Origin of the sequence: Paraglaciecola arctica (genome assembly GCF_018861065.1) — a bacterium.
Lineage (GTDB): Bacteria > Pseudomonadota > Gammaproteobacteria > Enterobacterales > Alteromonadaceae > Paraglaciecola > Paraglaciecola arctica_B.
Window position 1 is genome coordinate 1 of the sequence record NZ_JAHKQO010000027.1, and the last position, 22364, is coordinate 22364.

Here is a 22364-nt window from a genome sequence, read left to right on the forward strand (position 1 = left end):
ACAACGCCAAAGTGGCTTTGGACTCTTTACCTTTTTATGTTCAACGAAGTTGAACATGGTCGCGATACATTGCTTAACCGCAAAAACGTGGTTTTGCTGACAATGTATCTGCTCGCTAAAGTAAAAGCGGGAGAAAGACGTAAGGTAGAGAAGATAAAACATAAAGTGTGTATTGAGTGACAAGACAACATCATAAAGAAGAGTAAGTTAAAGACACTCTTAGATTCGATTATTTGCCATAAGGCATCAGCTTTTACATATTGAAATGTAATGTCTAAGTAGACGTTATATACAGTTTTTGTCTGGCGACAATAGCGATGTGGTACCACCTGATCCCATTCCGAACTCAGAAGTGAAACACATTAGCGGCGATGGTAGTTTGGGGTTTCCCCATGCGAGAGTAGCACATTGCCAGACTCCCAATTAAGTACAAAGCCACCTCATTGAGGTGGCTTTTTGCGTTTCGGATATTGATAAATTTGAAGAGCAATAATTAGGTAAGGGATTGTTTATTGTATCAATAGGGGATATTAGTTTGTTTACAGCCATAAAAAAGGCGTTCAATGAACGCCTTCTCGTTTTTGAATAGATTAGTGTGTATGCCCGCAACCCTCTTCAGAGTGTGGATGGCCATGTGCAATTTCTTCGTGCGTTGCTTCTCTTACGTCCAAAACCTCAACGTCGAAGTTAAGTGTCATTCCTGCCAAGGGATGATTCCCGTCAACAATGACATCATCTTCGTTAACTTCCAATATCATTACAGATTGCTCACCATCATCGGTTGTGGCCCTGAATGTCATGCCCGGATTGACGTCCATTTCTTCAAACATAGATTTTGGAACTGCTTGGACTAGTTCGTCGTGACGTTCACCGTATGCAAGATTAGGAGCAATATCGACTACAAACTTGTCACCAACAGTCTTGCCATCTAATTCATCTTCAAGGCCTTGGATTAAAAAGTGACTGCCTTGTAGGAAAACCATAGGCTCGCCATTTTTCGACGAATCAATTTGAGTACCGTCAGATGAGGAAACAGTAAAGTGAATGGTAACGACAGTGTCTTTAGCTATATTCATGTTATTCCAGTCTAAAAATTTAGTGGCTATTGTAAAGGATATGGTAATGCTTGAACAACCAAGATTATATCCGGTGATGATTTAACTCTAAAGTTACTACCTACTTCAGTATCATTGGCTAAAACAGCAAACGCCCATGTTTGTTCTGAGTTGCTGCCACTTCGAAGTATTTTACCTCCTGGTCTCCAATTTTCGCCAATTTGGTATTCAAGTTGTTCTCCACTTAGATTGCCGTTTTTTGATTCCGTTTTTAGAATAAATCCAGCTCGTTTATTACGACCTAAATATTTGGTTCTGGCAACAACCTCTTGACCCATATAACAGCCTTTATTAAAGTCTATGGCATCTAACGCTTGTAAATTTAACATTTGTGGCACGTATTCGTTTACTGATGAATCTCGTATTTCTCCTATTCCAGCTTGAATATCTGCAATTTCCCATAATTCATTATCTTGGGTAAACTCAGCACTTAGACGTTTTTCTGTATTGTCTGGTTGTAATACAAGATAACGTTGTTCAGGTTGGTTAATTGCCATCACTAAACCGTAGTCATTAGACACTACAGATCTATTTAAAGTAGGTAATTCGCCAAATATTGGCTTTAGAGTGTCTTCAAATTCTGTGCCGCTTCCACCCGTTAACTGCCAAGTGCTACTTTGATCGGTAATTTCAACTTTAGCAAACACGCCATACTTCTTTAATTCAGATAGAGATTTTTCCAAAACTGAATTATGGATCACTAATAAGATGGATTCCTTCCAAATGAAAGTGTAAAAAACACTCCAAGTTTTGCCTTTAAAATCGCAATGACAACCCAGTAGAGCTTTGTCGTCCTTAAGCTGATTGAGATCTGCGGTAATCTGTCCTTGTAGATAGCTTGATTTTTCCTCTCCTGTGAGCTGGATCACGCCGTAATTGTTTAAGTTGTTAGCATACTCTTTGGTAACAGAATTAGTTAAAGGGGGTTGTGACATTTGTTTATACTCTTTTGCTGTTTTGCGCATGCAATTAATATGGGGTACGAGTTTGATATAGCAAGGAAAAATCTGAAAACAACGGCTTATTGCTGTTATTATTAAGGTTTGGAAAGACTAGATTATCAAGGTTAAGTGAGAAAAATGTCTAGGTACGAGGTGACGAATGTTTGACAAGAAACGATATGGTCGGTTGAAGTGGGCATGTCGCCGTGGAATGTTAGAGCTTGACGTGTTGTTCATTCCGTTTGCAGAGAGTGGCTTTAATGAGCTATCTGAAAGTCAGCAGGAAGTGTTTGAACGCTTGTTAACCTGTGATGATCCGGATTTGTATGCTTGGTTTATGGGACATCAAGATTGCGAAAACCAAGAGTTTAACCAAATGATTCAACACATTTTGAGTCGTGTCAAAGTATAGGGTTGAGTTTAAAAAATCAAAACTAAAGCTGTTAATTCAGTTATTAACGTATGGGGGATTGGTGGTATCAATATTAATATGGCAGCCTGCTGTTATTCCCTATCAGGTTGTTCTAGAAATATTAATAGTAATTTGTATTACGTTTTTGATTTTCACAACAGTGTTTCGTAATAGGCGTCAGATATATTCACCAGTTACGTTTTCCCCAAAGGGTGAATGGTTGGAAACTAATATAGATGGACACATTAGTTGGAAAATGACTGAAAAATCTCGTCTTACTAGTTTTCTTTTATTTATTCATTTGATTTCTCCAATTAATCCGAAGCGTTCAAAATGGTGTTTAGTCTATAAAGACCAAGTTACTGAAAGAGATTTTCGCAGGCTTTGTTGCGCTGTTACTTATCAACAACAAAACCCTCGGAAAATTCATTAATATACTTTTCTTAGCTAAAGGAAACTAAGCTGGCTAATATCCCGAATACTAAATTATTGTTATTAAGAGCGCCATTTAAGAGAGCTAATGTCGATCTTAATCGAATGAATGAGATCACTCTGCCTACTAACGTTTTCCGTTTCGAAGAAATTAAATTGAAGGAAAAACATGCCAGGGAATTTCATCAAGTTGTAGGTTGGGAGCTTGATGGCGATTGCCTACACCCATGCTATCTGCATTCCGTTGCTTTTCCGCTGCACATGATGTTGCTTTTATTAGCCGATTTCCCATTTCCTTTATTAGGTATGGTACACATCAACAATCAAATTACTCAAATGAGGCCTATAAAGGTAGGAGAAAGGTTATCAGTTACTAGTCATTTCAGGGACTTGGAAATTCATCCAAAAGGTTGGGCGTTTTCAATTAACGTAGAGTTTCATGTTGGGGCTGAGATCGTTTGGAAAAGTAAAAGTACAAATTTATTTTTGTGTAAACATGAGCAACAGGTGGAAGCTTTCGTTCAGCAACCTTCTGATACTTTTAGTTGGGATACAAAATCAAATTGGCAGTTAATGGGAAATTTAGGGAGACGTTATGCAAAAGTCTCTGGGGACTTTAATCCTATACATTTAAGTAAATGGACGGCCAACCTATTTGGTTTTAAACAGCATATTATTCATGGAATGTGGACTAAGTCTTATTGCCTTTCTACATTGCAAAAAGTACGTCCTACTATATTCAATCAAAGCTACGTAGTTAATACTGCGTTTAAGCAGCCGTTATATTTACCAAATGAAGTGCAAATGTTGGCTCATAATTGTGATTCTGAGGGCGTAAATGACACGTCTGATACGTCGAATTTTAAGGTCATGGGAAGTGAGCCTATTAATGGGCAACAGGCTCTGCACTTGGTTGGCGACATTCGTACTATTTGAAATCGTTTTGTATAATGGTAGGTTGTGGATTATCAAGTTTATTTGGATAATCCAAGTTAAAATGAAGCCCTCTACTTTCTTTACGTTTTCTAGCGCATTCGACTATTAACTCAGCAACTGTTAGTAAGTTTCTGAGTTCAAGTAAGTTGTTACTTACTTTAAAATTTGAATAGTAGTCGTTGACTTCTTGCTTTAGTAATTCGATTCGATGTTGTGCTCTCTCTAAACGTTTATTAGTACGTACTATACCGACGTAGTCCCACATAAACAGCCGTAACTCATGCCAATTATGTTGAATAATAACTTCTTCGTCGGAGTCGCCCACTTTACTCTCATCCCAAGCCCTTATTGGTTCATCCTGTATTTTCTCATTTAATCTCGATACGATGTCTTGAGCAGCTGAATGAGCATAAACAATACATTCCAATATTGAGTTACTAGCCATTCGATTTGCACCGTGGAGACCAGTATATGCTACCTCTCCGATTGCATATAAGTTTGCAATATCTGTTTTTGCCTCAGTATTAGTGACAACTCCACCGCAACTATAATGTGCTGCGGGTACAACAGGTATAGGTTGTTGGGTAATATCGATACCGAGAGATCGACATTTTCGATAAATATTAGGGAAGTGTTTAACTATAAAGTCGCTAGATTGATGACTTATATCTAGGTACATACAATCAGCACCGAGTCGCTTCATTTCATAATCAATTGCTCTAGCAACAATATCACGAGACGCTAGGTCACCTCTATCGTCAAATTTGTGCATAAAAGGTGTGCCATCAGGATGACAAAGTTTTGCGCCTTCTCCTCGTAAAGCTTCAGTAATAAGAAAGTTTCTCGCTTCAGGGTGGTACAAACAGGTAGGGTGAAATTGATTAAATTCCATGTTGGCTACGCGACAACCCGCTCGCCATGCCATAGCAATTCCATCACCACTAGATACATCTGGATTAGAGGTATATTGATAAACTTTGCTGGCACCGCCTGTGGCTAAAGATACAAACTTACTACGGATAACTTCGACTCTTTCTCGTTTTCTATTCCATACATAGGCACCCAACAAGTGATTTTTTGTGTAGTCACTTTTAATCAAATCAATGGCGTTGTAACGTTGAAATAAATGTATGTTTGGGTGATGGCGAACGGCTTCAATTAAGGTGGTTTGAACTGCGGCGCCAGTAGCGTCAGCAGAGTGCAGAATACGCCTATGGCTGTGGCCGCCTTCTCTCGTCAGATGGAATCGAGTCTCACCGTCTTTGGTTGATTCTTGATCAAAGGGCATTCCAAAATCAATTAACCACTGCATGCAAGTTTTAGCTTGTGATGCGGTAAACTCCACGGCGCTTTTATCACACAAACCATCACCAGCTAAAAGTGTGTCTTCAACATGGGAATCAATAGAATCATTTTCATCGAAAACCGCGGCTATGCCACCTTGAGCATATTTTGTTGAGCCTTCAGAGATATCACTTTTACATAATACAATTACTTGGCAATGATCTGCCATTTTTAGTGCATGACTTAGTCCAGCGGCGCCACTTCCAATGATAAGGACGTCACACTGATGTTCAATTGTGTTGTGCATAGGGTAAACTAGGTAAAATATAGGGAGTTTGTGGGGCAATACTAATTTACAGATTGTAAATTACAATGCTTTTCACGGCTGAATAGGTTTAAATAACCATAAATGATAGTTACAAAATTATACAACAGTGATTTATTTTGAAAAAAAGTGTGTTTTATACGAACTTTTCAATCTACATAGAGTCAATAGTAGTGCTTGCATGAGCCGTAGTATATTTTCGCACAGGAGTAATGGCTCGAATGAGCGAGCAGATAGCAGATCAACAAATTGTTGAAAGAGTACAACGTGGAGACAAGAATGCTTACGGGTTGTTGGTAACTAAATACCAACATAAAGTATCCTATTTAGTCTCTAGGTATGTGAAAAATTCAGGGGACGTAGCTGATGTGACGCAAGAAGCGTTCATCAAAGCTTACAGAGCCCTTCCAAATTTTAGAGGTGATAGCGCTTTTTATACCTGGCTATACAGAATAGCAGTAAATAGCGCCAAGAATTATTTGGTTTCCCAAGGAAGAAAACCACCGGCAAATGATGTTGATGCAGATGAAGCTGATTATTATGATGGCAGTGATGCGTTAAAAGAAAATAATTCACCCGAAAAAAGTTTAATGTCAGAGCAAATGGAAAAGCTATTGTTTGACACTATGGATAAGCTACCTGAAGACTTGCGTATGGCTATTAGTTTGCGTGAACTAGATGGTTTAAGCTACGAAGATATTGCTAATGTTATGGATTGCCCAGTAGGAACCGTAAGATCGAGGATATTTAGGGCTAGAGAAGCATTAGATAAAGTTATTCAACCATTGTTGATGAATGATTGATTTTTTATCAAAGTTGAAATTAAATTAGCGGGAACCCAATTGTATGTCGCAAAAATTTGAAGATTTGTCAGCCTTAGTCGATGGAGAGCATAGCGAACAACCCTCATCGAGTAGTCGTGTGTTGAATGCAGTTAAAAACGATGCAGAATTGCAACAAAAATGGAAGAGTTATCACCTGATCCGTGATGGTTTGCGTCAAGAGCTCCCCGCAAATATTAATTTCGATATTGCCGATAAAGTTGCTCAAGCATTGGAATCAGAGCCCGAAATTTTAGCACCCAAAAGAACGTGGCGTGATTTGCCTTTAGTTGCCCAAGTGATACCTTTTACGAAACAAGGTGGTCAAATGGCAATTGCGGCTTCGGTTGCAGTGGCGATGATTATTGGTGTTCAGCAGCTTAATCAACCTGATGTGAATCAACCTTTTAATGCCGCACCTCCTATCCCAGGAATTCAAGGTGGTTTATCCCCAGTAAGTTTTGATCAAACTAGGGCTGTACCTAATTCTGATGGTGTTGAACAAAGACGCCGTATCAATACATTTTTGATTGATCATAAGCAGCAATTACGTTTTAAGACCACTCAATTGATTGACGATGAAACTTCACTATTGCAACAGACTATTGAAAAAGAAGAGGCGCAATCAGACCTTGTTGAAAACACTCCTCAATAAAATATTTGGCAGAGTTATTTGGGCTCTGCCGTTCATTATTGCGCTACCGATGCAATCCTTTGCGCAAGCAGAGCAAACCGGCAACGAAGCAACTTCCATTACTTTCCCGTCTAATAGTGCCCAGGCATGGCTGGCAAAGATGTCACATGCCGTGAAGTCACTTAACTATTCTATTTCATTCGTATTACTAAAGCCGGGGGTTGATGCACAACCCTATCTATGGCGTCATGGTGTTAACGAAGAAGGCCTTGAAATGGAGCAGCTCAATTTACTAAATGGCCCTGGAAGGGAAGTTGTGCGCATAGGTAATAAGGTTAGTTATTTTGAACCTAATGTCCCCCCTTATAGTTTGCAGTCATCTATCATAAATGGCCCGTTTCCAAGCGAATTATTTTTGCGACCAGAGAAGTTATTATTGGGGTATGAATTTATTATGGTGGGTCGCAGTCGTATCTCAGGGCGAGCTGCGCAACAAATTAGAATTATCAGTAAAGACAAGAGTCGTTTTGGTTTGAACGTTTGGCTTGATCAAGAAACAGGCCTATTGTTAAAAATGAATTTGATTGGTCAAGAATCGCAACTTCTTGAGCAAATTCAAGTAACGGGATTACAAGTCACTAAAGAGCCGGATCCCTTCTTTGCTAAAATAGAACCAGGAATGTTACCAGACGTGGTCAATTTCAGTCCTAGTTCAGCGATTGACTCACCTTGGACGATCAATTATCTACCTAAAGGTATGACAATTGTTAAAAGAGACTTGCGTCGTTTGTCTGGTTCAGGTGAGGTTGTTGAATACATAATGTTGAGTGATGGATTGGTTGATATTTCTGTGTATATGCAAGAAAGCAATAACAACAAGCCACAAAGTAATTTGGTGGGCACGGTTCAAACTGATACGTTGTTAACTATTCAGCATGGTGAGCTGAATATAACGATTATTGGTAAGCTTCCTGCCGCAACTGCCAACGCAATTGCTAAGTCGATACAAAGAGTTAACTAAATGGTAGAAGAAATAGGTGTCATTCATGCCATTGAACAATGCGATAATCAGCAAATAATAGTGGTGGAAACACGAATAAAATCGACTTGTGGTAGTTGTGAAGCTCAATCTAATTGCGCAACGGGTTCAATAGCTAAAGTGTTTGCAACTAAACGCGAAATGTTACGCTTTAAAATGAATGACATAGTTGAAGTAGGACAAAAGGTTAGCTTAGGAATTCCCGAAGAAAACCTTCTGAAAGCATCTGCAATGGTTTACTGCTTACCTTTACTCGCTCTGGTTGTGTCAGCTTTGCTAGGACAAAGCCTATTGCCTCTAGTAGGGTTAGGTGCAGAAGTATGGCTCATTTTTTTTTCAGCTATCTGTAGTTACTTGACCTTTAGATTTGTTCGTCGTTACCTAAGTAGCAGTGACCAAGGCGAGTTTTACCCGCGTATACTTAAAGTTTTCCCCTTAGAAATAGATAATATTCATATTAAACAAGTGTAATATTGATTTTCTGTTACAAAAACTCATAAACAATGTCCATGTTATGTCGCAAAGTGACTGATAAAACTGTAAAATTCCCGCCTATTTAATTTTTGTCCCATATGCAGCGACTATTTGGTTTTCACTAGTCGCCTGGTAACAAAACCACTTGGTAATATTCTAAAATTTTATGCAACACAAGCACATACGTAACTTCTCAATTATTGCCCATATAGACCATGGTAAATCGACCCTTTCTGATCGTCTAATTCAACATTGTGGAGGATTGTCCAGTAGAGAAATGTCTGAGCAAGTGCTCGACTCTATGGATATCGAAAAAGAGCGAGGGATCACAATCAAAGCTCAAAGTGTCACGCTCAATTACACGGCTAGAGATGGTGAAACGTACCAGTTAAACTTTATTGACACACCAGGGCATGTGGACTTTACGTACGAAGTGTCTCGTTCACTTGCTGCCTGTGAAGGTGCGTTACTGGTAGTAGACGCAGGGCAGGGAGTAGAAGCTCAAACTTTGGCAAATTGTTATACCGCTATAGATATGGACATGGAAGTGGTACCTATTATTAATAAAATTGATTTACCACAAGCAGAGCCCGATCGTGTTGCAGAAGAAATTGAAGATATAGTGGGGATTGACGCGATTGATGCGGTGCGCTGCTCTGCCAAGACAGGAATTGGAATTGAGGAAGTACTAGAGGTCATCGTGCGCCAAGTGCCACCGCCTGAAGGTGAAATTGACGTACCTGTAAAGGCATTGATTGTTGACTCATGGTTCGATAATTATCAAGGGGTTGTCTCTCTTGTTCGAATTATGCAAGGCGAGTTACGTAAGAACGACAAAATTAAAATTATGTCGACGGGTGGTATTCATCAAGCTGACAAAGTTGGTATCTTTACCCCTAAAGCGACAGATACAGGCGTATTGAAAGCCGGTGAAGTGGGCTTTGTGATTGCAGGGATAAAAGAAATTCATGGTGCGCCAGTAGGGGATACAATTACCCTGTCGAAACAGCCTGCACCAGAACCATTACCGGGTTTTAAAAAGGTAAAGCCTCAAGTTTATGCTGGTATGTTTCCAATCAGCTCTGATGACTATGAAGATTTCCGCGATGCTTTAGCAAAACTCAGCCTCAATGATGCATCGTTATTTTTTGAACCTGAAAGTTCATCTGCTCTGGGGTTTGGTTTTCGAATTGGTTTCCTAGGCATGCTACATATGGAAATTATCCAAGAACGTTTAGAGCGCGAATATAACTTGGACTTGATCACCACTGCACCGACTGTGGTATACGAAGTGGTCTGTAAAGATGAAAAGATCGTTTATGTAGATAATCCTTCCAAATTACCGCCTGTAAATGACATTGAAGAAATTCGAGAGCCTATCGTAGAAGCTCACATACTGGTCCCTCAAGAATATTTAGGCAATGTAATAACGCTTTGTGTTGAAAAGCGCGGTATGCAAACAGGTATGACATATCATGGAAAACAAGTGGCTGTCAGTTACGACTTACCTATGGCTGAAGTGGTTATGGATTTTTTCGATAAGTTAAAATCAACCAGTAGGGGGTTTGCTTCGTTAGACTATAACTTCAAACGTTTCCAAGGGGCAGACATGTCTCGTTTGGATATATTGATTAATAGTGAGCGTGTTGACGCACTAGCTATGATTACGCATAAAGACAACTCAGTCGTTCGTGGGCGTCAATTAGTAGAGAAGCTTAAAGAACTCATTCCTAGACAAATGTTCGATATTGCTATTCAAGCCGCCATTGGCAATCAGATTATTGCTCGCAGTACCATTAAGCAATTACGTAAAAACGTAACAGCCAAGTGTTATGGTGGTGATATCAGTCGTAAGAAAAAACTCTTGCAGAAACAAAAGGATGGGAAGAAACGCATGAAATCAGTCGGTAACGTAGAACTGCCACAAGAGGCCTTTTTAGCACTATTAAAGGTAGGTAATTAAATGGCAAACTATTTTTCAATTTTTTTGGTGCTGCTCACAGTTGGATCTGGATTGATTTGGCTGGTTGACAGTTTAATGTTTGCTCCTAAGCGTCGTCAGCGTATGGCTGTGGCCAGTGGGGCGGGTGGTGCAACTTCTACGTTAGAGCAAGATGCGCAATTGCCTTGGTTGGTCGATACTGCGCAACAAATTTTTCCTGTTATTGCTTTTGTTATGGTTTTACGTTCATTCTTATATGAACCTTTTCAAATTCCATCTGGCTCAATGATGCCTACTTTGTTGGTTGGCGATTTTATTCTGGTTGAAAAGTTCACATATGGTCTAAAAGATCCGGTAATGCGCAATAAATTCCTTGATATAGGAGAGCCAGAGCGCGGTGATGTGGTGGTATTTAAATTTCCTCCAGAGCCAAAACTCGATTATATAAAGCGAGTCGTAGGATTACCTGGCGACACAGTTATCTATAGAAACAAACAATTGCAAATTAAACCTGCATGTGATTCCACAGAAAATTGCCCGCCGTTACAAAAAGTAGAGTTGAAGTTTGAAACTAGAGGAGAGGCATACCAGCAATTCGCTCCATTAGAAAAATATACTGAGCAATTAGGGGATGTTAGTCATCAAATCTATCGCACTCAGGGCAGGGCTAGTTCAAGCCGATATTATTCTCAACCGGGCACTCAGGCTGATGAATGGATAGTCCCCGAAGGGCATTACTTTGTGTTGGGTGATAATCGAGATAATAGTGAAGATGGTCGATATTGGGGCTTTGTTCCAGAAGAAAATTTAGTAGGTAAAGCGGTAGCGATTTGGATCAGTTTTGAATTTGATCGCGTGCCTAGCAGTTGGGTACCTGGGTGGATCCCAACTGGTGTAAGGTTTGAGCGAGTGGGTGGCATCCAATAAATGCCGCTCGTTAATCCGTATTTAACTTTGTATAGACGCTTGGGGTATACCTTTGCAGAAGACGAAAATTTAGCAAAGGCGCTTACTCATAGAAGCGCCAGTAAGCACCACAATGAGCGACTAGAATTTCTAGGTGATGCAATACTAGGGATGGTAATAGCAAAAGCCTTATTTCAGCGTTTTCCAAAGCAACCAGAGGGCAAGTTGACCCGAATGCGCTCAAGTTTAGTCAAAGGTGATACCTTAGCCGAAATGGCGAGAGAGTTTGAACTAGGTGAATTATTACTCTTGGGCCCTGGTGAACTTAAAAGTGGCGGATTTCGACGTGATTCGATACTTGCTGATGCGGTAGAAGCCATTATCGGCGCTATATATTTAGAAGCTGGGATGGATAAATGTGAATCATTAATTTTAGAATGGTTCGCCCCTAGGCTTAAAGCATTAGATCCAGAAGCTGTTTCCAAAGACGATAAAACACGTTTGCAAGAATATCTACAATCAAATAAACATCCGTTACCACATTACGAAGTCACGGATATCAAAGGGAAGTCACATGATCAGACCTTTTATGTCGAGTGTCGAGTAGAAGGTTTAAGTCAAGCGGTTGTAGGTAAAGGTAACAGTAGACGAAGAGCAGAACAGAAAGCTGCAAAGCAAGCATTTGAGAAATTAATAAATGATTAAGAATAAAACTGATGCAATGTCTGATGACACTTATTGCGGAATGATTGCTATTGTTGGACGTCCAAATGTGGGTAAGTCGACCTTGTTGAATAAACTATTGGGTCAAAAGGTCAGTATTACTTCACGTAAACCACAAACTACCCGTCACAGAGTAATGGGGATAGATACTGAAGAAAATCGACAGGCAGTTTATGTTGATACACCTGGATTACATATTGAAGAAAAGCGAGCAATAAATCGTTTTATGAATAGAGCTGCATCGAGCTCTATTGGTGATGTAGGTTTAGTGTTGTTTTTAGTTGAAGGCACTAAGTGGACAGAAGATGATCAAATGGTGTTAACTAAGGTTCAGCAATCAGGCTCGCCATGTTGGTTAATCGTGAATAAGTCAGATAATGTTAAAGACAAAGAAACCATGCTTCCTCACTTAAAGTGGCTAGGAGAGCAGCATCAGTTTCAACAAATTATGCCTATTTCGGCTAAAACAGGCAAAAATGTAGATGAACTGCGCAGTCTTGTGTTATCTAGCCTGCCAGAAAGTGAGTTTTATTTCCCTGAAGATTACATCACAGACCGCTCAAGTCGGTTTATGGCGTCTGAAATTGTTCGCGAAAAATTAATGCGTTTTACTGGTGACGAATTACCTTATTCTATAACGGTTGAAATTGAGCAGTTTTTATTGGCTGAGAACGGGGTGTATCGTATAAACGGTTTAATCTTGGTAGAACGTGATACTCAGAAAAGCATGGTCATTGGTAAGGGCGGTCAACGACTTAAAACCATCGGAATGGAAGCCCGAAAAGATATGGAAGTGTTGTTTGATACAAAAGTCTATTTAGAACTTTGGGTAAAAGTGAAGTCTGGTTGGGCAGATGATGAAAGGGCCCTACGTAGTTTAGGCTATGGGTTAGATAACTAAGTTCAATATCATTTAAATTAGAGGTAAACATGCGTTCAATAAGTGACATTCGCCGTGATTACACTCAAGCTGGGTTAGATGTAGAGGATTTGACACCTGAACCCTTTGCGCTCTTTAACCGCTGGTTGAAAAATGCAGTCGATGCCAATCTAGCCGATCCAACGGCAATGACAGTTGCAACGGTTGATAGCGCCGGGCAACCTTCTCAACGTATAGTATTGTTAAAAGATTTTGATGAAACAGGCTTTGTTTTTTATACCAACACTGGTAGTAAGAAAGCTCAAGATTTAAGTCAAAATAGTAAAATTTCGCTACATTTCCCTTGGCACATGTTAGAGCGTCAGGTCAAAGTCCTTGGTGTTGCTCAGCAACTTAGTTCTGTAGATGTGGCTAAATACTTCATGTCACGGCCTAAACCCAGTCAAATTGCTGCGTGGGCATCAGCTCAAAGTCGTCCCATTAATAGTAAACAATTGCTGATGCAAAAGTTCGCCGAGGCGAAAGCTAAATTTGTTAAGGGAGAGGTACCATTGCCTTCATTTTGGGGAGGGTACCGTGTTGTTGCCCATCAAATTGAATTTTGGCAAGGAGGCGAACACCGGCTTCATGACCGCTTTGTTTATACAAAATCTGCTGATGGCCAATGGTTGACTGAACGTCTAATGCCGTAATTCAAAAAGAGGTGTTGTTTGATTGATAGCCATTGTCACCTTGATTTTAGCTGTTTTGACTACGATCGTGAGCAGGTTCTAGAAAACTGTAAAAAACTGTCAGTAGATACAATTGTTATCCCTGGTACACAGGCTAATCAGTGGCAAAACCAAATTGATTTGTGTCATTTGAATCCACAACTAAGGTTCGCTTTAGGTCTACACCCGTATTTTTTGAGCCAATTTACACCCTCTGACTTAGTGGAATTGACTCGCCTCTTGGAGCAACATTCAAACAAAGTAGTCGCTTTAGGCGAAATTGGTCTAGATACGCATATCGATGTTGATTGGCAACTTCAAAAACATGTATTTGAACAACAACTCACTATAGCTAAAAATCAATTGCTACCAGTGATTTTACATCATAGAAACTCTCACAATGAATTGATCCGCATACTTAAAGCCTCTAAGTTTAATCGTGGCGGCATAGTGCATGCCTTTTCTGGAAGTTTACAAGAAGCGCAAACCTACGTTGATCTAGGATTTAAGATTGGAGTCGGTGGAGGGATTACTTATCCCCGTGCCAATAAGACGCGTAATGTCATATCGCAATTACCTCTTACTAGCTTAGTGTTAGAAACAGATGCCCCTGATATGCCATTGATGGGCAAACAGGGAGAACGAAATAGCCCTGAATATTTGCCAGAGATTTTTGAGTGTCTGCTGACCCTTAGAAACGAAACTAAAGAACAGCTGCAACAAGCCTGTACTCAAAACGTACAAGCTGGACTACGGCTTGGTTGATTTAATCAGTTCTCTATATCTAATTTTATAAAAAACACGGGTAACTAATATACCAGCTATCGCCGCCAGCAACATTAACATTTGTACCTGTTGATTAAGTTGCTTTTGATACTCACTATGGTATGCCATGACCTCTTTTTCTTTCAGTACAATACTCAAATAACCAATTATCTGTTGATTATAAGTTATAGATTGAACGAACACTAAAGGTGTAATTGTCCCTAATTTATAAGCCGCCACCACTGATGATGTTGACTCGTTATCTGCAAGTATTCTTCCTTTTTTATCAAATAATGACACGCCGGTAACGTGAGGGTCTGCTGCAATATAATTAAGTTGTTGGCTCAATCTTTCTGAGTCATTTTCTAAAAGCGGAGTTATCAAAGTGTTGGCGGCCAATTTAGACAGGCTGACACCTAATTGATTAGCCTGTTTTGTATGCCAGTTTTGAGACTGTTCCGAATTAATAAGCCAAAGGTTTATACAAGCTATACTCGCAGCAACGGCCAGCACCAGGTTTGCTATCCGTTTAAATATAGAATAGCGACTTGGTTGCTTAAAAGGGGCAATAAAAACGGATGTATTGATTTGTTCCATTCCCAGACAATAATGTAAATTAATCGTGATGCCAAGTTAAGTAGCAAAGAGCTTGCAAAAAATAACACAGATAATATGAATGAAACCCTTATTCAATAGTATCTTTTTTTGTAAACAGTAGCTTAAAATATTGAAAATTATTGGACTATCACCATATCTAAAGCGCATTCGATATTGGTCATTACAGGATTATTATGATCTCAGTCAAAAACTTATTTAAGTCATTTAACGGCTTCCAAGCTGTAAATGATCTCTCATTTGATATCAAGCCCGGCGAAGTTGTTGGGTTTTTAGGCCCAAACGGCGCGGGTAAGTCAACAACAATGAAAATGTTGACCGGTTTCTTACTCCCTACTAGTGGCGAAATTAACATTAGTGATTTGTCTCTCAAACAATCCGCTCTAGCGATAAAGCAGAAAATTGGCTATCTCCCAGAAGGAGCGCCAGCCTATGGCGACATGACTCCTTTTCAGTTTCTAAGCTTTATTGCGAAGGTTAGGGGTTACAAAGGTACTGAAAAAGCGCAAAAAATTGATAAAGTGGTAAAGCAAGTTGAGTTACACGAAGTGTTGGATAAACCTATTGATAACTTATCCAAAGGATTCAAGCGGCGTGTAGGTTTAGCTCAAGCCTTGATCCATGACCCAGATATATTGATCCTCGATGAACCTACAGATGGTCTCGACCCCAATCAAAAACATCAAGTACGTGAACTAATCAAAAACTTGTCCAAAGACAAGATAGTGATTATTTCGACTCATATTCTAGAGGAAGTTACCGCTGTGTGTAATCGAGTCATGATTATATCCAAAGGGAAATTATTGTTTGATGACACACCCAACACTCTTAATCGTCAGTCCAAATATTATGGCGCGGTAACGTTGCATTTTAGTTATCGAGCGGATTCTTCGGAGTTAGCTGAATTAGAAGGTGTCGCTGAAATCGAAGAAGATTTGCAAACTGGGCGCTTGACTTTGTTTCCCGAGCCAGGGGCTGACATTTTGCACTTAGTTACCGCCCATGCTCAAAGATGTAAATTACCAGTTGATAGTTTATATGTTGAACAGGGCCGTTTAGACCAAGTATTTAGACAAATTACTCAAGAGGACAATATGTAATGAGTAATATTAGTATTTTATTTAGACGAGAGTTTTCCAGTTTTTTTGCTACTCCAGTAGCTTACGTGTTTATTGGTATATTTTTGGTTTTGTCTGGTGTGTTTACGTTTTTTGTGGGGGGATTTTTTGAACGTGGCCAAGCAGATTTATTACCTTTCTTTAACTTTCACCCTTGGTTGTATTTATTTTTAGTGCCAGCAATCGCCATGCGAAGTTGGTCAGAAGAACGTAAAAGCGGCACCATTGAATTGTTAATGACATTGCCAATCAGTACATGGCAAGCCATGTTGGCTAAACATCTTGCAGCATGGGCAGTATTGGGTTTGTCACTATTACTCACATTTCCGCTTTGGCTAACTGTTAATTATTTGGGCGATCCAGACAATGGCATCATTGTCGCCGCTTACATCGGTAGTTGGTTTATGGCTGGTGCGTTTTTGTCTGTAGGTATTTGTATGTCGGCGTTGACCAAAAATCAAGTTATCGCTTTCATCTTGTCCATAGTAGTGTGTTTCGTTTTTGTCGTGAGCGGTAGCAATATTGTACTTGATGCATTCAAAGGTTGGGCTCCAAATGAGGTGATTGACTTGGTCGCCTCTTTTAGTTTTTTGACGCATTTTGAGGCAATGGCAAAAGGGGTCATTGCAATGAATGATGTAATGTACTTTCTGATTGTGACCATTTGTTGGTTATTTGCCGGCTTAGTGTTAATCGAACAGAAGAAGGCGGATTAGTCATGCACCATAAATTGACCTCTACGTTGAATTTATTTTTATTAGTTGTTGTGTTTGTTTCACTGGTATTTGTGAACAATCAACTGTTATCGTCCGTTAGATTAGATTTGACTGAGAATCAAGTTTACTCCCTGTCTCAGGGCAGTAAGCAGGTTTTGCAGGACATTGATGAACCCATCAACTTGTATTTTTTCTTTTCTGATAAAGCATCTAAAAATATGACTAGTTTGCGTAATTACGCTAACCGAGTTGAAAGTTTACTTTCTGAATATGAAACCTTGGCTAACGGCAAAATCAAGCTGAATATAGTCGATCCAGAAGTATTTTCCGAACAAGAAGATCAAGCTGACCAATTTGGTTTGACTGCAGCTAATATCGGCGCCGCTGGCGAAGCCATTTATATGGGGCTTGCAGCAACTAACGCTTTGGATGAACACAAAGTGATTGCTTTTTTTGATCCACAAAAAGAGAGTTTCTTAGAATATGAAATCAGTAAACTGATTTATCAACTGAGTGAACCAGAACCCGTCAATATCACTCTGATAACCGATCTTGCTATAAAGGGTGGGCAAAATCCTATGACTGGACAAGTCGATCCACCTTGGACATTTCTGACACAGTTGGAACAATTATACAATGTCGAACAATTAGGAAGTGAAACGATTACGGTACCTGAAAATACTGACGTATTGTTGTTAGTACACCCTAAAGAATTTAGTGATGAACTATTATTCGCAATTGATCAATATGCGCTGTCAGGAGGAAAAATACTGGTTTTTCTTGATGCTCATAATGAATCAGATCAAATGGCAATGATGGCCGGCCCGATGACTGAAGGGAATAGTTCAAACATAGAACCTCTATTGAGTGCTTGGGGTGTAAAATTTGATAATGAAAACGTCTTACTTGATGCTATGGCGGGGCTAGACATTCGTACCCAAAATGGCGGTGTGACTCGGCATTTTGGGTTTGTAGGTTTAACCACTGAACAGCTTGACCGAGAAGACGTAGTCACTTCAAACTTAGAAGTGATAAATGGCGCTTCATTTGGCGTTTTCAGTCTACTTGAAGGCGCCAACAGCACTTGGTTGCCCTTAATTCAGTCAACCCAAAATGCAGATTTAATGGATGTTACGACTTACGCCATGACCCAAGATCCAGAAGAACTCGCGAAGGCCTATCAATCACAGAATAAGGCGTTTGTGTTAGCTGCAAGAATTTCCGGGCAAGCTTACAGTGCTTTTGATAAGGCCCCAGAAGGAACCGAGCAGACCGAAATCATCAGCTCTACCGATAACTTAAATGTTGTATTGGTGGGTGATACTGACATGCTTGCAGATCGGTTTTGGGTACAACAATCAAATTTTTTCGGACAGACTATATTCACGCCTTTTGCCAATAATGGCGATTTTGTGACTAACGTAGCCGAAAACTTGGGTGGTAGTGATGCCCTTATTAGTATCAGGAGTCGAGGCACCTTTAGTCGTTCATTTAATAAGGTGGATGCACTAACAGTCGTTGCTGAGCAAAAGTTTCGTGACCAAGAACAAATACTGCAGCATCAGTTAGAAGAGACTGAACAACAATTATTACAACTTCAAAATCAACAAGTCGAAGGTGGTGCGTTGGTTATTTCGCCAGAGCAACAATTAGCCATTGATGAATTTATGCAACAGAAAATCACTATACGTAAGTCGTTACGTGATGTTCGACATCAACTAGATAAAGATATTGAAAGCTTGGGTAATTGGTTAAAGCTAATCAATATTGCATTGGCTCCATTAGTACTCACTTTGTTACTGGTGTTGCTAAGAGGAATGTTCAGGACTAAACCTCGAAAAGTCGCAGACGTTTCGGAAGAGGCAACTGTTTTATGAATAAACAAGTTTCTATACTGACAATCGTTGCGATTTTGGCTGTTGGACTTGTGGTTTGGCTAAAGCAAATTCCGTCTAAAACAACTTTAGAATCCGAGTTTTTGTTTGAGGATCTACAAAAGTTTGCGAATCAAATCGATAGTGTCGAAATAAAAAATACCCAAGGAGTGTTATTTAGTGCCAAAAAATTAGGTAATAAATGGTTGGCCACCCTTGGACCACAGCAACCCGTGTACCCTATTTCACAACACAAACTTGCAGTTTTTGTTGAAACTATGATGCGCGCAAAGTTAATCGAGGCCAAAACTAACCAATCCAAAAACTTTGTGCGTTTGGGATTGCAGTCCATAGATAGCGAAGACAGCATGGCTGCTCTTGTGACTTTCAAAGCCGATGATCGTTCTTGGCAAGTTTTGGTTGGTAATAAGGTAACATTGGGAGAAGGGCATTACGTTCTTAAATTGGGAGAATCTCAAAGTTGGCGTACTGATAAAACTATCGAATTACCCATAGACAAATTCTCTTGGTTGAAACAGCCTATCTTACCTTTCACAGAACAAGACATCCGCTCAGTTTCACGGATTGATAGCTTAAATTGGCAAATAATGAGAACTTCTGAAGGAAACTTCGAATTACTTGATTTACCCAACGGCAGGAAGTTGCAGTACGACAACATTTTGAATTCAGTTGTAAGTAACTTAACCAGTCTGAATTTTGAGTCTTTGCAGGTTGCTGACGACAAGTTTTCACAATCTCTAAATGTTCTGACTCAGCTAGAGGTGGTTACCGCGGAGCAACAAGTTTTTCAAGTAGTGGTAAGTGAATTAGATAGTAGACATTTCGTGAATTTCACGTCAAACCAACAGCCAGAATATTGGCAAAAATGGTATTACCAAGTGTCTAATTTTTCAGCTCAACAGTTGCTCAAAACTGTCGACGACTTTTTAGAGGAGCCAAGTGAATCTAAAAATACTAACGAAACCAGTCCACAGTCGGCAGACGAAGGAGAGTCGCCTTTCTAACATTGAGTCGTTTAAGGGAGTTATTTTACAAGAGCTTGTAAAACGGTTGTACCTAGCTCCCTTGCTTTGGCAATATTGTTTTCAGGAATTTTATGTGGGTCTGGATAACGTTTCAGTACCGCGTCTATACTACTTTCTCTAAGTATATGTAAGATGGGGTAGGGTGAGCGGTTAGTGTAATTAGCTGGATCGGTATAATCCTCACCTTCAAAGCAATAGTCAGGGTGAAAGCTAGCCAATTGATACATTCCACTGTAACCCCCTTGGGCTAATAATGAATTGGCCATTTCTAGCATATCTAAATAACTTTCAAAATCACTAAACCCTGCCGGGAAAATCAGTAATGTCGTTTGAATATCAGGCTGCTTATCAAGCAATGTGAGTTCGTCGAGCAAGAGGCTTAGCGCATCATTTGCTAATGATGCAGGGAAAATGGCGTAACGTACTGTATTACGCTCAATTTCCTTCTTAGCAAATGGACAGAAGTTAAGGCCAATAATAACTTTATCTATCCAAGTTTTGACTGCCGCTACAACCTCATCATCCCGATATTCTATAGGTGTCATATTTTTGAATGGTACTTTACATAAGCTTCTAATGTATTCTCAATTAGACTGGCAACAGTCATCGGACCCACACCGCCAGGAACAGGGGTTATCCATCCAGCTCGTTGAGATGCTCCTTCATATTCGACATCGCCCCCTAAACTACCATCTTGATTACGGTTAATACCTACATCGATAACGATTGAACCAGGTTTTATCCATTCTCCAGGAATAAAATCCGAGATGCCTACCGCCACCACGAGTAAATCAGCACGTTGAACATGTGATTTTAAATCTTGAGTAAACTTGTGACAACTCGTAACGGTACAGCCGGCTAACAGCAATTCCATAAACATCGGACGACCCACAATATTAGAGGCTCCAACAATGACTGCATCTAAACCTTTAATAGGGCGTTTAGTTGATTCAATTAGGCTCATAATGCCTTTAGGTGTGCAGGGGCGTAGTGCTGGGATACGCTGTGCCAGTCGACCTATATTATAAGGATGAAAGCCATCCACATCTTTATGGGGGTCTATACGTTCTAATACCTGTTCTTTGTTTAGGCCAGCAGGGAGCGGCAGTTGTACCAAAATCCCGTCTATTTCATCGTCAATATTTAATTTATCGATTATATCCAGCAGCGACTGTTGCGATGTCGTCGCCGGTAAATCAAAAGACTTAGAAACAAACCCGACTTCCTCACAGGCTTTACGCTTCTTATTAACGTAAACATGAGATGCAGCATCACTGCCTACTAAAACAACCGCCAAACCAGGCGCTCTTTTGCCTGATGAAATGATAGCTTCTACTTGTGAAGCCACGTTTTGTCTTATATGTTTGGCAATTAAAACGCCGTCAATTTTTTGTGCTGGCATGGATGACCTAGAGCGAGATATTCAATCGCTATATTGTCACATATCGCTGGGGTTTCTCGCAATTGGGAAGTATTAAAAATGCCAAAATCAATCATAATTCTTAAGCCATTTCTTGTTGTTAATGATATAACCTGCAGTTAGCACTTGCTAGTGCAAGCGATTTAGCTAGCATAGCGTTTAGTCTTAAAAATGGTCTTTCGACCTACAATGGCAATAAATGTGAGATGTAAATGAAAAAAATCCCAAATGAAACCCAATTATTAAAGAAAGCGTTAGTGGTTGGCGAAGCCTATGCCAAAAATAGAGGATTTAAAACGTTCTCTGCGACAGACTCGGCAAAAGAAAAAGTGGAATGTATTTATCGTTTATTGGTAAATGACAAACTCATTACACCTTTACCAGCAGACGGAGAAGATTTATTAAGTATGAAACATAAACTCGCGGTTTGGCTGAAAAATAAATTACCTAAAGATCACCCACTTTTAAAATAGTCAGTTCTCAATCTTGTTGTTTTTGTTAGCCAATTCGACAAAAAATGCCCATCTTGGATTAAAATTAATCAATCGAATAATTTGTTCGAAAAAGTGTTTGACGAGGTTATCTAAGCTATGTAACATGCGCCTCCCGTATCGAGATGAGAATATCTTTACGGGTTAAGTCGGTGAGTAGCGCAGCTTGGTAGCGCACTTGGTTTGGGTCCAAGGGGTCGCAGGTTCGAATCCTGTCTCACCGACCACTTTCTCAAATGTTACCTTAGGTTCCATAGCTCAGCTGGATAGAGCAACGCCCTTCTAAGGCGTGGGTCGAAGGTTCGAATCCTTCTGGGACCACCATTTGGTTCGAAACTCTGTAGGGCACTCCGAAAGAGTATGAAGGTGAGAAAGTAGTCAAATTAGTACATGTTTCAAATTACTGCAGTTTATTGTGGTGAGCGTAGCTCAGTTGGTAGAGCCCCGGATTGTGATTCCGGTTGTCGCGGGTTCGAGCCCCGTCGCCCACCCCACTCGCGGGAGTGGTGGAATTGGTAGACACGCTGGATTTAGGTTCCAGTGCTTCACGGCGTGAGAGTTCGAGTCTCTCCTTCCGCACCATATTATTACTAGTTTATTCAATATGTTTTCAATAGAGATAGTCGTGTTGAACTTTCTGGTTGGTATATTCGTTGTTCTATACGAATTTACCACAAAGTAATAATGAACAACTTTAATTGCGTATGTAGATAATAATTATCTTTATAAGATGAGCTTAAAGTAC

At 39.9% G+C, this 22364-nt stretch carries 25 protein-coding genes, 4 tRNA genes and 1 rRNA gene; 24 read left to right on the plus strand and 6 right to left on the minus strand.

Translation table 11 applies throughout. The features are described 5' to 3' along the window. Both KO534_RS10125 and rrf read left to right on the plus strand, forming a co-directional pair. A partial coding sequence (locus KO534_RS10125) for a hypothetical protein (RefSeq protein WP_215929541.1) occupies positions 1-180 on the plus strand: 180 nt, incomplete at its 5' end. Positions 181-301: 121 nt separating this feature from the next. Beyond that, positions 302-417: ribosomal RNA gene (rrf, locus tag KO534_RS10130) — 5S ribosomal RNA — on the plus strand. A gap of 173 nt (positions 418-590) precedes the next feature. Here rrf and KO534_RS10135 read toward each other — a convergent pair. Further along, positions 591-1076: an FKBP-type peptidyl-prolyl cis-trans isomerase gene (locus KO534_RS10135; RefSeq protein ID WP_215929542.1), complete on the minus strand. Its 486-nt coding sequence runs from the start codon at positions 1074-1076 to the stop codon at positions 591-593. 26 nt (positions 1077-1102) lie between these two features. Further along, positions 1103-2050 (minus strand): tRNA-modifying protein YgfZ, encoded by a 948-nt coding sequence (gene ygfZ / locus KO534_RS10140; protein WP_215929543.1) that lies wholly within the window; start codon positions 2048-2050, stop codon positions 1103-1105. Between the two features lie 166 nt (positions 2051-2216). Here ygfZ and KO534_RS10145 point away from each other — a divergent pair, with 166 nt between their 5' ends. From KO534_RS10145 to KO534_RS10150, 3 genes are all read left to right on the plus strand, one after another. After that, positions 2217-2468: a succinate dehydrogenase assembly factor 2 gene (locus tag KO534_RS10145; RefSeq protein ID WP_215929544.1), complete on the plus strand. Its 252-nt coding sequence runs from the start codon at positions 2217-2219 to the stop codon at positions 2466-2468. Next, on the plus strand, positions 2455-2901 hold the full coding sequence (locus tag KO534_RS23710) for a protein YgfX (protein ID WP_354667923.1): 447 nt from the start codon (positions 2455-2457) through the stop codon (positions 2899-2901). Before KO534_RS10145 ends, KO534_RS23710 begins: the two co-directional genes overlap by 14 nt. Before the next feature lie 104 nt (positions 2902-3005). After that, on the plus strand, positions 3006-3836 hold the full coding sequence (locus KO534_RS10150; RefSeq protein ID WP_215929545.1) for a MaoC/PaaZ C-terminal domain-containing protein: 831 nt from the start codon (positions 3006-3008) through the stop codon (positions 3834-3836). Here the strand turns inward: KO534_RS10150 and nadB are convergent. Next, on the minus strand, positions 3829-5427 hold the full coding sequence (nadB, locus tag KO534_RS10155) for an L-aspartate oxidase (RefSeq protein WP_215929546.1): 1599 nt from the start codon (positions 5425-5427) through the stop codon (positions 3829-3831). The genes KO534_RS10150 and nadB overlap by 8 nt on opposite strands. A 239-nt stretch (positions 5428-5666) precedes the next feature. On the opposite strand from nadB, the gene rpoE reads away from it, so the two are divergent. From rpoE to KO534_RS10205, 10 genes are all read left to right on the plus strand, one after another. Continuing rightward, the gene (gene rpoE, locus KO534_RS10160; protein WP_215929547.1) at positions 5667-6248 is read left to right on the plus strand and encodes an RNA polymerase sigma factor RpoE; all 582 of its coding nucleotides are present in this window, start codon (positions 5667-5669) and stop codon (positions 6246-6248) included. A 43-nt stretch (positions 6249-6291) separates the two neighbouring features. After that, positions 6292-6921 (plus strand): sigma-E factor negative regulatory protein, encoded by a 630-nt coding sequence (locus tag KO534_RS10165; protein ID WP_215929548.1) that lies wholly within the window; start codon positions 6292-6294, stop codon positions 6919-6921. Then, positions 6899-7921 carry a MucB/RseB C-terminal domain-containing protein gene (locus KO534_RS10170; RefSeq protein ID WP_252732073.1) on the plus strand — a complete coding sequence of 341 codons (1023 nt, stop codon included), beginning with the start codon at positions 6899-6901 and terminating at the stop codon, positions 7919-7921. Before KO534_RS10165 ends, KO534_RS10170 begins: the two co-directional genes overlap by 23 nt. Continuing rightward, a complete protein-coding gene (locus tag KO534_RS10175) occupies positions 7922-8410 on the plus strand; it encodes a SoxR reducing system RseC family protein (protein ID WP_215929549.1) in 489 nt (162 codons plus the stop codon). Positions 8411-8579: 169 nt separating this feature from the next. Beyond that, a complete protein-coding gene (gene lepA, locus KO534_RS10180) occupies positions 8580-10376 on the plus strand; it encodes a translation elongation factor 4 (protein ID WP_215929550.1) in 1797 nt (598 codons plus the stop codon). Further along, positions 10377-11282, plus strand: coding sequence for a signal peptidase I (gene lepB, locus KO534_RS10185; protein ID WP_215929551.1), 906 nt, complete (start codon positions 10377-10379; stop codon positions 11280-11282). It abuts the gene before it with no gap. After that, entirely contained in the window at positions 11283-11966 is a 684-nt protein-coding gene (rnc, locus tag KO534_RS10190) for a ribonuclease III (RefSeq protein ID WP_215929552.1), read from the plus strand. Positions 11967-11982: 16 nt separating this feature from the next. Beyond that, the gene (gene era, locus KO534_RS10195) at positions 11983-12885 is read left to right on the plus strand and encodes a GTPase Era (RefSeq protein WP_215929571.1); all 903 of its coding nucleotides are present in this window, start codon (positions 11983-11985) and stop codon (positions 12883-12885) included. Positions 12886-12914: 29 nt separating this feature from the next. Further along, positions 12915-13556: a pyridoxamine 5'-phosphate oxidase gene (pdxH, locus tag KO534_RS10200; RefSeq protein WP_215929553.1), complete on the plus strand. Its 642-nt coding sequence runs from the start codon at positions 12915-12917 to the stop codon at positions 13554-13556. 18 nt (positions 13557-13574) lie between these two features. Then, complete coding sequence (locus KO534_RS10205) at positions 13575-14339, plus strand: TatD family hydrolase (RefSeq protein ID WP_215929554.1); 765 nt, start codon at positions 13575-13577, stop codon at positions 14337-14339. Here the strand turns inward: KO534_RS10205 and KO534_RS10210 are convergent. Next, positions 14325-14936, minus strand: coding sequence for an AhpA/YtjB family protein (locus tag KO534_RS10210; protein ID WP_215929555.1), 612 nt, complete (start codon positions 14934-14936; stop codon positions 14325-14327). The genes KO534_RS10205 and KO534_RS10210 overlap by 15 nt on opposite strands. Before the next feature lie 194 nt (positions 14937-15130). Between KO534_RS10210 and KO534_RS10215 the strand changes: the two genes are divergently transcribed. From KO534_RS10215 to KO534_RS10230, 4 genes are read left to right on the plus strand one after another with little or no spacing between them, the layout of a single operon-like run. Beyond that, complete coding sequence (locus KO534_RS10215) at positions 15131-16054, plus strand: ABC transporter ATP-binding protein (RefSeq protein WP_215929556.1); 924 nt, start codon at positions 15131-15133, stop codon at positions 16052-16054. Next, on the plus strand, positions 16054-16788 hold the full coding sequence (locus KO534_RS10220; protein WP_215929557.1) for an ABC transporter permease subunit: 735 nt from the start codon (positions 16054-16056) through the stop codon (positions 16786-16788). The genes KO534_RS10215 and KO534_RS10220 overlap by 1 nt, the downstream gene beginning before the upstream one ends. A 2-nt stretch (positions 16789-16790) precedes the next feature. Next, entirely contained in the window at positions 16791-18665 is a 1875-nt protein-coding gene (locus tag KO534_RS10225) for a GldG family protein (RefSeq protein ID WP_215929558.1), read from the plus strand. Further along, positions 18662-19687 (plus strand): DUF4340 domain-containing protein, encoded by a 1026-nt coding sequence (locus tag KO534_RS10230; protein ID WP_215929559.1) that lies wholly within the window; start codon positions 18662-18664, stop codon positions 19685-19687. Before KO534_RS10225 ends, KO534_RS10230 begins: the two co-directional genes overlap by 4 nt. 20 nt (positions 19688-19707) lie before the next feature. Here KO534_RS10230 and KO534_RS10235 read toward each other — a convergent pair whose 3' ends face one another. Next, on the minus strand, positions 19708-20253 hold the full coding sequence (locus KO534_RS10235; RefSeq protein WP_215929560.1) for a DUF1415 domain-containing protein: 546 nt from the start codon (positions 20251-20253) through the stop codon (positions 19708-19710). Further along, positions 20250-21110: a bifunctional methylenetetrahydrofolate dehydrogenase/methenyltetrahydrofolate cyclohydrolase FolD gene (folD, locus tag KO534_RS10240; RefSeq protein ID WP_215929561.1), complete on the minus strand. Its 861-nt coding sequence runs from the start codon at positions 21108-21110 to the stop codon at positions 20250-20252. The genes KO534_RS10235 and folD overlap by 4 nt, the downstream gene beginning before the upstream one ends. A gap of 230 nt (positions 21111-21340) precedes the next feature. Here folD and KO534_RS10245 point away from each other — a divergent pair, with 230 nt between their 5' ends. The 5 genes from KO534_RS10245 to KO534_RS10265 all read left to right on the plus strand — a co-directional run bounded on the left by KO534_RS10245 (position 21341) and on the right by KO534_RS10265 (position 22201). Next, a complete protein-coding gene (locus KO534_RS10245; RefSeq protein ID WP_215929562.1) occupies positions 21341-21601 on the plus strand; it encodes a DUF5062 family protein in 261 nt (86 codons plus the stop codon). A gap of 168 nt (positions 21602-21769) precedes the next feature. Continuing rightward, positions 21770-21846: transfer RNA gene (locus KO534_RS10250), tRNA-Pro, on the plus strand. A gap of 20 nt (positions 21847-21866) precedes the next feature. Further along, positions 21867-21943 (plus strand) — tRNA-Arg (locus KO534_RS10255). A 94-nt stretch (positions 21944-22037) separates the two neighbouring features. Then, positions 22038-22113, plus strand: a tRNA-His gene (locus KO534_RS10260). A gap of 3 nt (positions 22114-22116) precedes the next feature. Then, positions 22117-22201, plus strand: a tRNA-Leu gene (locus KO534_RS10265). Positions 22202-22364 lie beyond the last annotated feature (163 nt).